The following is a 14912-nucleotide window of genomic DNA, read 5'->3' on the forward strand; positions in this document are numbered from 1 at the left end:
GGAGAACGTTGACAGCATCTGTCACAGTGAACGAAAAGAAGCAATTCGTCCGCTGGTTCCTGGAAAATCATCGGCTGAAAAGACGCGAATGCATTTGGATTTTAAACTACATGCTCGGTCACGACCATTTGCTGGAAAAGACCCATTTTGTGGAGGAAGCGCATTACTGCCCCCGGTCCATGGTCATTTCCACCACCGATTCAAAGGAAGTCCCTTTCCGTTTTTACAGAGGGCATCTTATGACGGCCGATGCGGAAAAGACTTTCCATGACCTCCGCCTCCATCCTGAAGAAGAGTTGTATGTGCAGCTTAACTTCAGGAACATGCCGCCGTCTCCGGAATTCATGGCAGTACTGGAAGAGAATCCGTTCATTCCTGAAGATGCCGCGATCAGTGAAACGGATCGGCTGGCAGCAGAAGAACTGCTGGAAGAGAGCATGCAGGCGATCCAGGAGGAAGCTCTCCTCAAACGAATCGACGCCGCCCTCGATACGGATGACCGGGAAGAATTCTTCCGGCTCTCGGGGCTTCTCCAGAAGCTGAAAGACGTCAAGTATTTGAAGGGGGATAACGACTGATGCTTTTCGCCGGCAGGGAAATCAATCAATACATTGAACAAAAAGAGTACATCGATACGGCCGTCGTCCCGCTGATCGAACTGGATCTGGGCGCCGGCGGCATCCGGCAGAGCTCGGCGGCAGCGGAATATATGATCTCACTGACTTCTCTTCTGGAACGCCAGTTCAAGGGAAGGCTCCTTCTTTTGCCTCCGGTCTCTTATCCGAAGAATTCGGACCGGGCTGAAATCGGGTCGGCGATCCGCAAGGAGTTGGAATCGTCCGGAATCAAGCATGTCTTTTATATGACATCGGATGTGAAGTGGCGGTCAGAGGAAGATCTTGACCGGCTGCTGTGGCTGCCGGCTGTTCCGGTGGAACATATGGATCCAAAGTTCCGCCAGTCGGTCATGGAGGACCAGCTCCGGCAAGTGCTCCCGCTCGTGCTGGAAGCCTGGAACGCTTCTTCATGAAATGTTCACAATCTCGGCGGCGACCTGCGGCACCGCCCCAACGCGCTGTTGACCTCCTACATTGATTGATATATCATTAGGTTGTCCTAGCAATTATATTTGAATAAGTATGTCCGTTGGACTGATCTTTGAGTAAGAGGGGTGAAAAGAATGAGCAACAATCGTGTATCCCGCCGGCAATTCCTGAGCTATACGATTATGGGCGTAGGCGGATTCATGGCATCGAGCCTTGTGCTTCCGATGGTCCGTTTCGCAGTGGATCCTGCGCTGCAGGTCGAAGGCGATTCCGATTTCATTGTAACGGATCAGCTGGTGTCGGAACTGACGGAAGAACCGATCCGTGTATCGTTCAGCTATGAGCAGCAAGATGCCTGGTATACATCCGAAGTGACGAATGATGCCTGGGTATACAAGGCCGGTGACGAAATCATTGCGCTGTCGCCGGTATGTAAGCACTTGGGCTGTACCGTCCAGTGGGAAGGAAGCGCCGATTTTCCGAACCAATTCTTTTGTCCGTGCCACAACGGCCGCTATGAAAAGAACGGAAATAACATTCCGGGCACTCCGCCACTCGGACCGCTTGATCAGTTCGTAGTCGAAGTACGTGACGGATACCTGGCGCTTGGGGAAGTCAAACCGAATTTCATCGTTTCGTAATTAATCAGAAAGGGGGACGGCACAGTGCTAAACAAGCTTTATGATTGGGTCGATGAGCGTCTTGATATCACGCCGATCTGGCGGGATATCGCAGACCATGAAGTGCCGGAGCATGTCAACCCCGCACACCACTTTTCAGCATTCGTCTACTGTTTCGGCGGACTTACTTTCTTTGTGACAGTGATCCAGATCCTGTCCGGTATGTTCCTGACAATGTACTATGTTCCGGATGTAGAAAATGCCTGGAATTCGGTTTATTATCTCCAGAATGAAGTAGCATTCGGAGAGATTGTGCGCGGCATGCACCATTGGGGCGCTTCGCTCGTTATCGTTATGATCTTTTTGCACACGTTACGTGTCTTCTTCACAGGCTCGTATAAGAAACCGCGTGAATTGAACTGGATGGTCGGCGTCATGCTGTTCGGCGTCATCCTGGGTCTCGGATTCACCGGCTACCTGCTTCCTTGGGACATGAAGGCACTGTTCGCGACAAAGGTCGGAATCGAGATCGCCGCTTCTGTTCCTGTCATCGGGGAGTACATTAAAATCCTGCTTGCCGGGGATGATACCATTCTCGGGGCACAGACATTGACCCGGTTCTTTGCAATCCATGTGTTTTTCCTTCCAGCTGCCTTGCTCGGCCTGATGGGAGCACACTTTATCATGATCAGAAAGCAAGGGATCTCCGGTCCGCTTTAAGCCTTGCACTGGACTGAAGATTGAAGATTTTTAGAAGGAGGGGATTCTATGCATCGCGGAAAAGGGATGAAATTCGTCGGGGATTCCCGGGTGCCTGCTCTTCGCAAGCCGAACATTCCGAAAGACTATTCCGAATACCCGGGTAAGACCGAGGCATTCTATCCGAACTTTCTTTTGAAGGAATGGCTGATCGGTGCTGTCTTCCTCATCGGTTTCCTTATTCTCACAGTCGCTCATCCGTCGCCGCTCGAAGCACAGGCGGATCCGACAGACACCGGCTACATACCGCTGCCTGACTGGTACTTCCTTTTCCTGTATCAGCTGCTGAAGTATGAGTTCGCTTCAGGTCCTTATAACATCGTAGGTGCGATCATCGTGCCGGGACTCGCGTTCACAGCGCTCCTCTTGGCTCCGTTCCTCGATCCGGGACCTGAACGCCGGCCGATCAAGCGGCCGCTGCCGACAGCATTCATGCTGCTCGCCCTTTCATCGATCGTTTACCTGACTTGGGAATCAGTAGTAAACCATGACTGGGAAGCTGCGGAAGCGCAAGGACAGATTGTGGAAGAAGTCGCGATCGACAAAGAGTCGGAAGGCTATCAGATTTATGCGAACGCTACCTGTATCAACTGCCACGGTGAAAACCTGGAAGGCGGAGTAGGACCGGCGCTCGTTACGACCGAAAAGACAGCCGAGGAAATCGCCGAGATCGCGGTCAACGGAATCACGAAGAATGACGTGGTGGCGATGCCGCCATCCTGGACCGGTTCCGAAGAAGAACTGGCAGTGCTGGCAGAATTCATCGCAACACTCGGAGACGAAGAATAAAGCAGAAAGAGTCAGGAAACTGACTCTTTTTGTTTATCCAAAATGGCGGTAAGGCCGAGTCCCGGCCTGCCGCCTCATGGAAAAGTGTTGATGAAAAAATAAAAAGGGGGAAGTTATGAAGGGGAAATTGCCTGTTTTCACGGAGTGGCTGATGTACCGCCCATTCCTCCTCTTGCTGTTTACCGTAAACTTGTTCGGAACCATTTACGGCTACATATGGTATGGCGGCCAGCTGGCCATTACAGATCCGATATTTCTCGTGTTCGTTCCGGACAGTCCGACGGCGAGCCTATTCTTTACAATTGCCGTCGGATTTTGGCTGTTCGGCAAACATGCACCGCTCATCGAAGCGCTTGCAGTCGTGACACTCGTCAAATATGGGCTGTGGGCGGTCGTCATGAACCTGTTGACCCTCGCAGAGCTCGGGTCTATCGGCTGGATGGGATGGATGCTTGTCGTTTCCCATTTCGCGATGGCGGTCCAGGCCATCCTGTATCTCCCGTTCTACCGGTTCGGTTTCCTGTCGGTCGGAATTGCGGCTGTCTGGACGCTGCATAATGACGTGATCGATTACGTCTTCGGTCAAATGCCGATATATCGGGTGCTGGAACAGCATGCGAATGAAATCGGCTACTTCACCTTCTGGCTGTCTGTCGCCTGCATCCTGATTGCCGGATTCGCAGTGAAGTTTAGCCGGCAGCAGGGCCAATCGATTGACCATTCCTGATGTTGACACGTATAATTAAGGTAAGTTCAAAGAGACAGAAAGGACGGAAAAAATAGAAATGGCGATGTTTATCCTCTATTTTATCCTGCTGCTGATCATCCCGCTGTGGGCGCAGTTCAAGCTGAAAAACACGTATAACAAGTATTCGAAAGTCAGATCGACTTCCGGCCGGACCGGTGCGGAAGTGGCACGGCAGATCCTCGACGAAAACGGCCTCCATCATGTGAAGGTGGTCGAGAGCCGTGGGATGCTCAGTGATCACTATAACCCGGTAACGAAAACGGTCGCGCTCAGTCCGCATAATTACCATGAGCCATCGGTCGCCGGGACAGCAGTCGCTGCCCATGAAGTCGGCCACGCCATCCAGGACGCACAGGACTATGCATTCCTGCGATTCCGCCATCGGATGGTGCCGCTCGTTAATATCTCATCCAACGCTTCCTGGATTTTCATTATGATCGGGCTGTTCTCCTATGCGACGAATATGCTGCTGATCGGAATCATCCTGCTGGCGGTCGGAGTCCTGTTCCAATTCGTCACGCTTCCTGTCGAATTCAATGCTTCCAACCGGGCGATGGACCAGCTCGTTTCAACGGGAATCATCCGCAACACGGAAGAGAAATCCGCGAAAAAAGTACTGAACGCGGCGGCGATGACCTACGTGGCAGCCACTGCAGTCGCTGTACTCGAACTGCTCCGTCTTATCCTGCTCTACACAGGAATGAATCGGGAATAAAAAAGAGACCGCACCGGAAAATCCCGGGCGGTCTTTTCGTATTGAAACGATGTGTTTTCGACATACCGACAGGCTTTTCAGTCCAGCGGCCGTTTTTGTTCGTCCAGTGTGAACCCTTCCCCCATCACGTCATGCACTTCAATGAGCGAAACGAAGGCGTGCGGATCCACCGACGTGATGATGTTTTTCAGCCGCACGATTTCGTTTCTCGATACGACACAATACAGCACTTCCCGTTCCGCTTTGGAAAAATGGCCATATCCCCGGAGGACAGTGACACCGCGGTCCATCTCTTTCGTGATGCGGCTTGCAATCGTTTCCTGGGCATCCGAAATGATCATGGCACCCCGGCCTGCATATGCACCTTCCTGAACGAAGTCGATCACCCGTGCGCCCACGAAAACGGCGACGAGCGTGTACATCATCGTCTTGTTATCGAGAAACGTGAGCCGGGAGAGAAGGATGACCATCGCATCGAACAAAAACATGGTTTTCCCCATACTCCAGCCGATATATTTCAAGCTGAGACGGGCGAGGATATCCACGCCGCCGGTCGTGCCTCCATACCGGAAAATGATGCCGAGTCCTATGCCGATAAAGACGCCGGCAAACAGAGCGGCAAGCAGGAGATCGCCATCCAAATCGATTCGGATCTCATAGATCTGGAACACTTTCAGAAACGCGGAAACCGCAAATGTTCCGATCAGTGTGTAAATGAAGACTTTCCGCCCGAGAAGTTTCCAGCCGATGAAAAACAGCGGGATATTCAATACAAGATTCATGACGGCCGGGTCCAAATCGAACAGGAACAGCAAAATAAGCGTGATTCCCGTGAACCCGCCTTCACCGAGTTCATTCTGGATATTGAAGTGGACAAGGCCGAAACTGAAAATGGCGGCCCCCAACAGAATGAATAAAACATTTTTGATCCGGATTCCCTGTAGCAAGACAATTCCCCCTCAACGGTTGCTCCTGTTGTATTATGTGCCATCCGTCGCATTTTGACAACACGCCCCGCTTTAATTACTCTTAAATGAGGAGAGTGATAGCATGGACAGCACCAAGACGGTGAAGGAATTACAGAATGACGTGGATGATTACATCAGCCAGTTCAAGGAAGGGTATTTCACTCCGATGGAGCTGACCGTCCGGCTGACCGAAGAATTGGGCGAACTTGCACGGGAAGTGAGCCATGTATATGGACCCAAACAAAAAAAGCCGGAAGAGGAGCAGAAAACAGTGGAAGAGGAGATGGGCGATCTTCTGTTCGTCCTGATCTGCATGGCGAATTCCCTTGGAATCGATCTCGCGGAAGCGCACGACCGGGTCATGGAGAAATTCAGGACACGGGACAAAAATCGGTGGACGAGAAAGGAAGGCGACGATGGAAAAAAATAAGCTGAACATTGCGCTCGTTGCGCATGATGAAAAAAAAGACAAATTGATCGAATTCATCATCGCTTATAAAACGATCCTTAGTAAGCACGATCTTTTCGCCACCGGGACCACCGGGCTTCGGATCATTGACGAGACCGGTCTGGATGTCACCCGCTTCAAATCCGGTCCGCTTGGCGGAGATCAGGAGATCGGCGCGTCGATCGCACAAAATCGGATGGACTTGATCGTGTTTTTCAGGGATCCGCTGACTGCCCAGCCGCACGAGCCGGATGTTTCGGCCCTGATCCGCCTGGCAGATGTCTACGAAGTGCCCCTTGCCACGAATATGGGTACTGCGGAAGTTTTACTGAAAGGGCTGGAGGCCGGCTTTTTCGACTGGCGGCTCATCCGGCGGAATGACGAATAGGAGGCAAACGGATTGAAAAAGCTGAAAATCGGCATCACGTGTTATCCGACAGTGGGCGGTTCGGGCGTAATCGCCACGGAACTCGGGAAACTGCTTGCTGAAAAAGGGCATGATGTCCACTTCATTACCTCCGGAATGCCTTTCCGTCTGAACAAGATCAACTCGAACATCACGAGCCATCAGGTGGAAGTGAACAGTTATTCCGTTTTTCAGTACGCACCTTATGATATCGCGCTTGCCAATAAAATCGCGGAAGTGATTGAAAATGAACAGCTCGACCTCATGCATGTCCATTACGCAATCCCGCATGCGGTCTGTGCGATCTTAGGCAGGGAGATGGCCGGCAGACCCGAGACGAAAATCGTCACGACGCTCCATGGGACGGATATCACGGTCCTGGGCTATGATTCCTCCCTTCAGGGAGCGATCCGCTACGGCATCGAAAAATCGGATGCCGTGACGGCCGTTTCCGATTCGCTGAAGAAGCAGACAGCGGAACTGATCGGTACAGAAAAAGAGATTGTCACGATACATAACTTCGTTGATGAGCGGGAATACCGGCCGAAAGATGAAGCTGCGCTGAAGAAAGAACTTGGCATCGGGGAAGATGAAAAAGTCCTGATTCACGTTTCCAACTTCCGGAAAGTGAAGCGGGTGGAAGACGTCGTCAGGACGTTTCAGCTTGTGCGGGAGCGGATCGGTGCCAAACTGATCCTGGTCGGGGACGGTCCGGAAATGACCCGGATCATCGGGCTGCGTAAAGAACTCGGGCTGGAAAAAGAAATCCTGCTTCTCGGGAAACAGGATGGGCTGGCCGAACTTTACAACTTGAGTGATGTCATGCTGCTCATGTCCGAGAAGGAGTCGTTCGGACTGGTCCTGCTCGAAGCGATGGCTTGCGGGGTGCCATGCGTCGCCACGCGTGCCGGCGGCATTCCGGAAGTGGTGGAAGACGGCATAAATGGCTTCCTTGTGCCGGTCGGCGATTTCCGCGTGGCGGCAGAAAAGACGATCGGGATGCTGACGCAGCAAGACGTGTACAAGGACATGACGAACGGGGCGCTGCAGACGGTCGCCCGGCGCTTTCATTCTTCTGCCATCCTGTCGGCATATGAGGAGTTGTACATGAAAGTGATGGGACAGTCATGAAAGAAATGGAATCAGCCAAGGAAATCATTAATGAACTGGAGAAAGCGGGATTTGAGGCTTATATCGTCGGCGGAGCCGTCCGGGATCTGCTGCTCGGGAAATCTCCGTCGGATGTCGATGTCGCGACCGATGCGCTTCCCGGACAAGTGAAAAAACTGTTCCCCCGTACAGCCGATACGGGCATCAGCCATGGGACCGTCCTGGTCCTTGCCGGCGGCGCAGGAATCGAAGTGACGACTTTCCGGACGGAAAGCGGCTATTCAGACAGCCGTCGTCCGGATTCCGTCGAATTCATCACGTCCTTGACTGAAGATTTGCGGCGAAGGGATTTCACGATCAATGCCATGGCACTGACGAAGAACCATGAAGTGATTGACCCATTCGAAGGACAGCTGGACCTCGACCGGAAAGTGATCCGCGCAGTGGGCGATCCGGATGAGCGGTTCCGGGAAGACGCTCTCCGGATGCTCCGGGCCGTCCGGTTCGCCGGTCAGCTCGGTTTCGAACTGGACGGCCGGACAGCAGATTCGCTGCGGATGAATGCCCGACGGATCCAGGCGATCGCCATCGAACGGATCAAAACGGAACTGGATAAGCTGCTGACAGGCGCGCACGCCAAAAAAGGACTCGCGTTCCTGGCGGCATCGGGCATGCCGTCATTCCTTCCGGCGGGTTTCCTGTTTACCGAAGTTCCGGCGGATTATCCCGAAAAGATGGCTGCACCTGTCACCGGCTGGGCGTTTTTGCTGCTGAAGCAGCATGCGGAAGCGGAAGCGGTATGGCCGTATAAGTTTTCGAATAAAGAAAAAAAGCTCCTCCGAGGAATCCTCAGCGCGGCTCGGAAAGAATCATGGGACAGCTGGGTGCTCTACAGCCATACCGCAGAGGAATTGGAACATGCAGCGAAGCTGTCGGACAGACGGATCGCCGTCGAAGTGGCGAAGCGGACATTGCCCATCCAGTCGAAATCCGAACTCGCAGTGGACGGAACCGATTTGCTGGAGTGGACCGGCGCCGGCCGGGGACCTTGGCTGCGGGAGTGGCTGGCCGTCATTGAACGCAAAGTGGTGGAAAGGGAATTAGCAAATGACAAAGTTCAAATAAAGGATTGGTTCCTCGATGAATATAACAATCACAGACCAGCTGGCCAGGCGCCTGATTGAAGCTGGGGGCGAAGCGGTATCCGGCCAGCAGTTCGCCGATGAGTTCGGGATTTCCCGCACCGCTGTCTGGAAACATATCAGAGAATTGCAGTCGAGAGGATATGACATCCATTCGGTCAAAAAGAAAGGATATATCCTCAGCGGTGTGCCGGATTCCCTCAAACCTGAAGTCATCCAGCCGGGACTGGATACCCGGTACATAGGCCGCCGTATTGATTACCATGAAACAGTTGTGTCTACACAGATCATTGCCCATCAGCTGGCGCAGGAAGGGGCACCGGGCGGCACAGCTGTGCTGGCGGAAAGCCAATCAGCCGGCAGGGGAAGACTGGCCAGGCCATGGGATTCGGCATTCGGGAAAGGAATTTGGATGAGCGTCATTCTCCGGCCGGATGTTCCGCCCCAGAAAGCTCCGCAATTCACACTTGTCACAGCAGTTGCGGTAGTGAGGGCCATTGAGGAAACGACGGGACTGAGGCCGGAAATCAAATGGCCGAACGACATCCTGCTGAATGGACGCAAATGCACAGGCATCCTGACGGAACTTCAGGCGGATATGGACAGGATCCATGCACTGATCATCGGAATCGGGCTGAATGTCAATCAGGAACGCGGCGATTTTGCGGAGGAGGTGCAAGGTATCGCATCTTCGCTCCGCATCGGGAAAGGGGAGGCGGTCAGCAGGCAGGACTTGATCCGGTCGATATTCCGCCACCTAGAACGGTATACGGAACTGTACATCAGCCAAGGTTTCACTCCGTTGAAATCCCTCTGGGAAGGGTACTCCGTCACGCTTGGAAAACGGATCCGCGCTTCCTCTCCGCGGGAAGTCCTCGAAGGGCTGGCGATGGGAATCACTCCGGATGGCGTCCTTGAGCTGAAGACCGATGACGGAAAGATTCATCAGATTTATTCTGCGGATATAGAACTTGCTTCTGATTAATTGAGCTCTACAATCGCGTTTGCTATAGTATCACTAAGGGCAGTATCCATTCCGGAACTGCACCGGCATTACCGTTAAGCGCAACAGAATATATCTGCCTTGATCTTTCATGACAGGGACGGAGGAACCCGATTGTGTAAATTCTGCCCTTCTGTCCATTCGGAACAGAAGGGCTTTCATATGGGTTTTCTCCTTAAGAAAGGAGAGAAACAGCGAATGAAAACAACCGCTTCATTGAAAAAAATGAAAAAAGAAGGCGAAAAGATCGCAATGCTGACCGCTTATGATTATCCTTCAGCGAAAATTGCGGAGGCGTCGGGCATCGATGTCCTGCTGGTCGGCGATTCGCTCGGCATGGTCGTGCTCGGGTATGATTCGACCGTTCCGGTGACGGTCAGCGATATGATCCACCACGGTAAAGCGGCCAGAAAAGGGGCGGGGGATACTTTCCTGGTGGTCGATATGCCGTTCGGTTCCTTCCATGGAGGCACCGACCGGACACTGGAAAACGCTGTGCGGATCTTCCAGGAAACAAACGCGGAAGCGCTGAAACTCGAAGGCGGCGGCGAAATCATCGAAGTCATCCGGCTCTTGACCCGAACAGGGATCCCGGTTGTCGCGCATCTTGGCCTCCTGCCGCAGAGCGCAGGTGTCATCGGCGGGTACAGGGTACAGGGTAAGACGGCCGAAGCTGCCAGGGAGCTCCTGGCGGATGCGCTTGCCTGTGAAGAAGCGGGCGCTTGTATGCTTGTCCTCGAATGCGTTCCCCACCAGCTTGCCCGGAAAATCTCTGAAAGCCTTTCAATCCCGGTGATCGGGATCGGAGCGGGCGCCGGGACGGACGGCCAGGTCCTGGTTTATCACGACACAGTGCGGTACGGGTCGCATCATGTGCCCAAATTCGTCCGGTCTTATGCAGACGCGGGAGCCGGCATGGCAGAAGGGCTTGCCAAGTATGCGGCCGAAGTGAAAAGCGGTGCATTCCCGGCAGCGGAACATCAATTCTCCATGGAAGAAGAGGAACTTCTCCAGCTGTACGGAGAAACAAAATGAAAGTCATTGAAACGAAAGCCGGGCTGAAAAGCTGGGTGAATAAACGGAAAGCGGAAGGACTGACTCTTGGTTTCGTGCCGACAATGGGATTCCTGCACGAGGGGCACCTGTCCCTCATCCGGCAGGCGAAAACGGAAAACGGCGCGGTGATCGTCAGCGTGTTCGTCAATCCTGCCCAATTCGGACCTGGAGAGGACTTTGATCGGTATCCGCGGGATTTGCCGAAAGATATCAGACTGGCCGAATCGGCCGGTGCGGATGCATTTTTTGCGCCCTCCCCAAAAGAGATGTATCCTTCTGAAATTGGCGCAGTGATACGCGCCGGCCGGCAGGCGGAACGGTTATGCGGAAAGAGCAGGCCCGGTCATTTCGATGGCGTGCTGAAAGTCGTGACGAAGCTGTTCCACTTGACCGGTGCCGACCGGGCTTATTTCGGCCAAAAAGATGCCCAGCAGCTGGCGATCATCGAAAAATTCGTGCAGGATTATGATTTTCCTGTGACGATCCGTCGGGGGGCCACTGTCCGGGAAGAAGACGGGCTTGCCAAAAGTTCCCGTAACATCTATTTGTCTGATCGGGAACGCATGGAAGCGCCTGCCCTCTATGAGGCGCTGAAACTCGGCCGGGAAGCGGTGCTGGAAGGAAGGGATCCGGTACCGGCAGTCCGCCGTCATATCGAAAATAACACGTCCGGAACGATCGACTATGTGGAATTCCTGAGTTATCCGGAACTTCAGGAAAAGCCGGAAGGAACGGCAGTTCTCGCCGTCGCTGTCCAGTTCGGCAAGGCCCGGCTCATCGACAATCTATTATTACACTTAAAGGAGAATCCCCATGCTTCGAATGATGCTGAATTCTAAAATCCACCGGGCGACCGTAACGCAGGCCGACCTGAATTATGTCGGCAGTATCACCATCGATTCGGACCTGCTCGATGCTGCAGGCATGCTGCCGAATGAAAAAGTGCATGTCGTCAACAATAACAATGGCGCACGGTTCGAGACTTACATCATTGCGGGGGAGCGCGGTTCCGGCGTGATCTGTGTCAACGGTGCCGCTGCCCGGCTCGTCCAAAAAGGCGATGTAGTCATCATCCTGTCTTATGCATATGTCATGGACGAAAAGGCGAAAGAACACAAGCCGACCGTACTGATCATGGACGGCGATAACCGGATCCGGGAAACGATCAGTTATGAGCCGGAAGCGACTGTCATGTAAACGAATATTCGGCTGAGGGCTCTGGGGCTCCAGCCGTTTTCTTTTGGTTCCGGAAACCGGATGCAGGTCACTGTCGCTTCAGTACACCGGGAACCTGTCTCTTGTGTTACAATTTTCAACGTAATCCATAATGAAAGAGGGGAATTCAATGGAAGCCCCAACATACATAGTCGTCGACCTGGAAACGACCGGGAGTTCCCTTTCAAAGGGCGGACGCATCATCCAGATCGGGATGGTGACTGTCTCGGATGGAAAAATTATCCAGACATTCAGCACGTTCATCAATCCGGAACAAAAGATTCCGGCCTTCATTCAGGAACTGACAGGAATCCGGAATGAAGATGTGGAATCCGCTCCCCTTTTTGAAGAGGTGGCTCCAGAAATCCGCGAAACCTTGGAAGATGCCATTTTCGTGGCCCATAACGCGGATTTCGATCTTACCTTCCTCAATGCTGAATTTCAGCGTGCAGGCATCGCTCGTTGGCGGGGTTTGGTGGTGGATACGGTCGAACTTTCCCGACTCGCCTTTCCGACCGCGTTCAGTTATAAGCTGCAGGACATTGCAAGCGAGCTTGGAATTCCGCTCAGCTCCGCCCACCGCGCCGATGAAGATGCGGTTGCGACGGCCAAGCTGTTCATGGAGACTGAAAAAAAACTTTCCTCGCTGCCCTTCCGGACACTGGAGCTTCTCCACAAACGGTCGTTCGGTCTGAGATCAGACATTTCGTCCCTGCTTTTCCGTATACTTTCAATGAAAGACCGGTCCGCTGTTGGAAGTGCCCATACCTCCTTCAAAGGAATTCCGCTGAAGCTTCCCGAACAAGAGGAATCAGTCCGACCCCTCCGGTACGAAAGACAGTCCGATCCGGTCCGGCTGCTTTCAAAAACTATGCCGTACTTCGAATATCGGGAGAGCCAGGAAAAGCTGATCGGGACCGTCAGCCGCGCCCTTGCTCAAAAAGAGGAAGTCGTAATGGAAGCGGCGACCGGGATGGGGAAGACAATCGGCTACCTGCTTCCTGCCGCCGAGTACGCGCTTTCCAGCGGCGAACAGGTCATCATCAGTACATACACGACCCATCTGCAGGAACAGCTCCTGCGCAACGAGGGCCGGATCGTGAAAGAATGTGTCGGCCATCCGTTGTCGATCGCGCTAGTCAAAGGTATGAGCCATTATCTCGACCTGCAGCGGCTGAGCGAGCAGCTGGCCAGCGACGATGAATCGTATGACGAAACCTTTACACTGATGCAGGTGCTTGTCTGGCTCGTTTCCACTTCTGTCGGAGATCTTACCGAACTGAACGTTTCCGGCGGCGGCCAACTGGTACTTGATAAGATGCGGCGTTCACATATGCGGACTCCTGTGAAAGAAGAACGGGAACTGGACTTCTATGACCGCGCAAGGAAAAAAGCGGCAACAGCACATATCGTTGTGACCAATCATGCTTTCCTGCTTGGCGGGGGACTCGGGGAGAAGCCGGCATCACTCATTGTCGATGAAGCGCATCAGCTCATACAGGCTGCCCTGTCGAAAAAAAAGCGGACATTCGTCTATACGAACTGGAAATATATTTTCGGGCAAATCGGCAATTCGGAAGATGAACAGCTGTTCACACGATTCTTGGCGGTTTCTCAACAAACCGGCATCGCAGCGGAACATGAACTGCTGCGCCTCGAGTACCTGTTTAACCGGATATCGGAAAAATTCGATCAGATCAGCGGCACCCTGTCCGCCCGTTTCATCCAGTCGGCAGGGAACAGCAGACAGAAAAAATGGTCGTTCCCCCTCAGTTCAATCGGCCGGCAGGAGACGGAAATGATGGTGATGTTCAAACTCCTGAACAGCTGGATCGATCTTTCACGGACGCTGCTCAGCCGAGCAGACAGCCTGACGGAACTGGAGATCAGCCAGCATGTCATACTGAATGACTGGCGTTACTGGACAGAAGAAATCGCGGAAAATACCATCGCACTTGCCGATATTTTCGTGTTTCCGGCCGCGGAAGATATTTCGTGGGCGGAAGGGGACTTGAGAAGCCTGCCGAACAGCCTCGCCGTCTACAACCGGCCGTTCGAAGTGACGGACCCGGTGAACAACGTATTGGGGCCACTCCGGAACAAATATGGGATTGTCCTCCTTTCGGGCACTATGACAGTGCCGGCAGACGAACGCTTCATCCTGCGGCAGCTGGGGATTGCTGACAGCGTTCCTCTCATCCGGTTCGAGCCGGAACCGGAATTTTATGAAGGGGCCAGGGTCTATGTTGTAGAAGATATGCCTGATATCCGGCAAGTTCCGCAATCCGATTACATTGAAGCGGTGGCCGATGCAGTCACTCAGACGGTCCTGGTGACAGAAGGACGCTGTTTCGTCCTTTTCACTTCACAGGATATGCTCCGTCGGACAGTGGAGCTGATCCAGGACAGCGGCCTGCTGGACGAATATATGCTGTTTGCCCAAGGATTGTCCTCCGGGAGCCGGATGCGTCTATTGAAATCATTCCAGCGGTTCAGCAAATCGGTCCTGTTCGGGACGAACAGTTTTTGGGAAGGAGTGGATGTGCCGGGGGATGCCCTGCGGGCGGTCGTCGTCGTCCGTCTTCCATTCACGTCGCCTGACGATCCGGTATATACGGCGAGATCGGAAAGACTCATGGCTCAAGGGAAAAATCCGTTTCTAGCCCATGCTCTTCCGGAAGCGGTCATCCGTCTCCGGCAAGGGTTCGGCAGACTTATCCGATCGAAAGGAGACCGGGGACTCTTCATTGTGCTTGATCGCCGGATCCATACGAAATCTTACGGACCTGAATTCCTCCGGGCGCTGCCGCCGGTTCCGACGGCGAATGTGACACTTGAAAAGATGGTCTCTTCCATTGAAGACTGGTATAATGAGGGTGGATGAAAT

General features: G+C 53.4%; 17 protein-coding genes. 16 read left to right on the forward strand and 1 reads right to left on the reverse strand.

Features of this window, described 5'->3' with window-relative positions:
• Window positions 1-8: 8 nt before the first annotated feature.
• The 7 genes from CCE92_RS10295 (at window position 9) to CCE92_RS10325 (ending at window position 4677) form a co-directional block, all read left to right on the forward strand.
• Window positions 9-578: a ReoY family proteolytic degradation factor gene (locus CCE92_RS10295; RefSeq protein ID WP_088007556.1), complete on the forward strand. Its 570-nt coding sequence runs from the start codon at window positions 9-11 to the stop codon at window positions 576-578.
• A complete protein-coding gene (locus tag CCE92_RS10300; protein WP_088007558.1) occupies window positions 578-1030 on the forward strand; it encodes a DUF2487 family protein in 453 nt (150 codons plus the stop codon). The genes CCE92_RS10295 and CCE92_RS10300 overlap by 1 nt, the downstream gene beginning before the upstream one ends.
• Before the next feature lie 150 nt (window positions 1031-1180).
• The gene (locus CCE92_RS10305) at window positions 1181-1687 is read left to right on the forward strand and encodes a QcrA and Rieske domain-containing protein (RefSeq protein WP_088007560.1); all 507 of its coding nucleotides are present in this window, start codon (window positions 1181-1183) and stop codon (window positions 1685-1687) included.
• Window positions 1688-1711: 24 nt separating this feature from the next.
• Entirely contained in the window at window positions 1712-2386 is a 675-nt protein-coding gene (gene qcrB / locus CCE92_RS10310) for a menaquinol-cytochrome c reductase cytochrome b subunit (RefSeq protein WP_088007562.1), read from the forward strand.
• A 48-nt stretch (window positions 2387-2434) separates the two neighbouring features.
• The gene (locus CCE92_RS10315; protein WP_088007572.1) at window positions 2435-3214 is read left to right on the forward strand and encodes a menaquinol-cytochrome c reductase cytochrome b/c subunit; all 780 of its coding nucleotides are present in this window, start codon (window positions 2435-2437) and stop codon (window positions 3212-3214) included.
• Window positions 3215-3329: 115 nt separating this feature from the next.
• The gene (gene lhaT, locus CCE92_RS10320; protein ID WP_088007575.1) at window positions 3330-3941 is read left to right on the forward strand and encodes a lipoprotein heptaprenylglyceryl N-acetyltransferase LhaT; all 612 of its coding nucleotides are present in this window, start codon (window positions 3330-3332) and stop codon (window positions 3939-3941) included.
• 58 nt (window positions 3942-3999) lie between these two features.
• Complete coding sequence (locus CCE92_RS10325) at window positions 4000-4677, forward strand: zinc metallopeptidase (protein WP_175578091.1); 678 nt, start codon at window positions 4000-4002, stop codon at window positions 4675-4677.
• Window positions 4678-4754: 77 nt separating this feature from the next.
• Here CCE92_RS10325 and CCE92_RS10330 read toward each other — a convergent pair whose 3' ends face one another.
• Window positions 4755-5624, reverse strand: coding sequence for a YitT family protein (locus CCE92_RS10330; RefSeq protein WP_088007579.1), 870 nt, complete (start codon window positions 5622-5624; stop codon window positions 4755-4757).
• 103 nt (window positions 5625-5727) lie between these two features.
• Between CCE92_RS10330 and CCE92_RS10335 the strand changes: the two genes are divergently transcribed.
• From CCE92_RS10335 to dinG, 9 genes are all read left to right on the forward strand, one after another.
• Entirely contained in the window at window positions 5728-6075 is a 348-nt protein-coding gene (locus CCE92_RS10335) for a nucleotide pyrophosphohydrolase (RefSeq protein WP_088007581.1), read from the forward strand.
• Between the two features lies 1 nt (window position 6076).
• Complete coding sequence (mgsA, locus tag CCE92_RS10340) at window positions 6077-6481, forward strand: methylglyoxal synthase (RefSeq protein WP_088007618.1); 405 nt, start codon at window positions 6077-6079, stop codon at window positions 6479-6481.
• A 12-nt stretch (window positions 6482-6493) separates the two neighbouring features.
• Window positions 6494-7630, forward strand: coding sequence for an N-acetyl-alpha-D-glucosaminyl L-malate synthase BshA (bshA, locus tag CCE92_RS10345; RefSeq protein ID WP_088007583.1), 1137 nt, complete (start codon window positions 6494-6496; stop codon window positions 7628-7630).
• Window positions 7627-8793: a CCA tRNA nucleotidyltransferase gene (locus tag CCE92_RS10350; RefSeq protein ID WP_241535994.1), complete on the forward strand. Its 1167-nt coding sequence runs from the start codon at window positions 7627-7629 to the stop codon at window positions 8791-8793. The genes bshA and CCE92_RS10350 overlap by 4 nt, the downstream gene beginning before the upstream one ends.
• Entirely contained in the window at window positions 8750-9736 is a 987-nt protein-coding gene (locus tag CCE92_RS10355) for a biotin--[acetyl-CoA-carboxylase] ligase (RefSeq protein ID WP_088007585.1), read from the forward strand. Before CCE92_RS10350 ends, CCE92_RS10355 begins: the two co-directional genes overlap by 44 nt.
• A gap of 216 nt (window positions 9737-9952) precedes the next feature.
• A complete protein-coding gene (panB, locus tag CCE92_RS10360; protein WP_088007621.1) occupies window positions 9953-10789 on the forward strand; it encodes a 3-methyl-2-oxobutanoate hydroxymethyltransferase in 837 nt (278 codons plus the stop codon).
• Entirely contained in the window at window positions 10786-11649 is an 864-nt protein-coding gene (gene panC, locus CCE92_RS10365) for a pantoate--beta-alanine ligase (protein ID WP_088007587.1), read from the forward strand. The genes panB and panC overlap by 4 nt, the downstream gene beginning before the upstream one ends.
• Window positions 11624-12007 carry an aspartate 1-decarboxylase gene (gene panD, locus CCE92_RS10370; RefSeq protein WP_088007588.1) on the forward strand — a complete coding sequence of 128 codons (384 nt, stop codon included), beginning with the start codon at window positions 11624-11626 and terminating at the stop codon, window positions 12005-12007. Before panC ends, panD begins: the two co-directional genes overlap by 26 nt.
• 148 nt (window positions 12008-12155) lie before the next feature.
• Window positions 12156-14909, forward strand: a complete 2754-nt coding sequence (gene dinG, locus CCE92_RS10375; protein WP_088007590.1) for an ATP-dependent DNA helicase DinG, 3'-5' exoribonuclease type — start codon at window positions 12156-12158, stop codon at window positions 14907-14909.
• Window positions 14910-14912 lie beyond the last annotated feature (3 nt).

Source organism: Indiicoccus explosivorum (genome assembly GCF_002167005.1).
GTDB lineage: Bacteria > Bacillota > Bacilli > Bacillales_A > Planococcaceae > Indiicoccus > Indiicoccus explosivorum.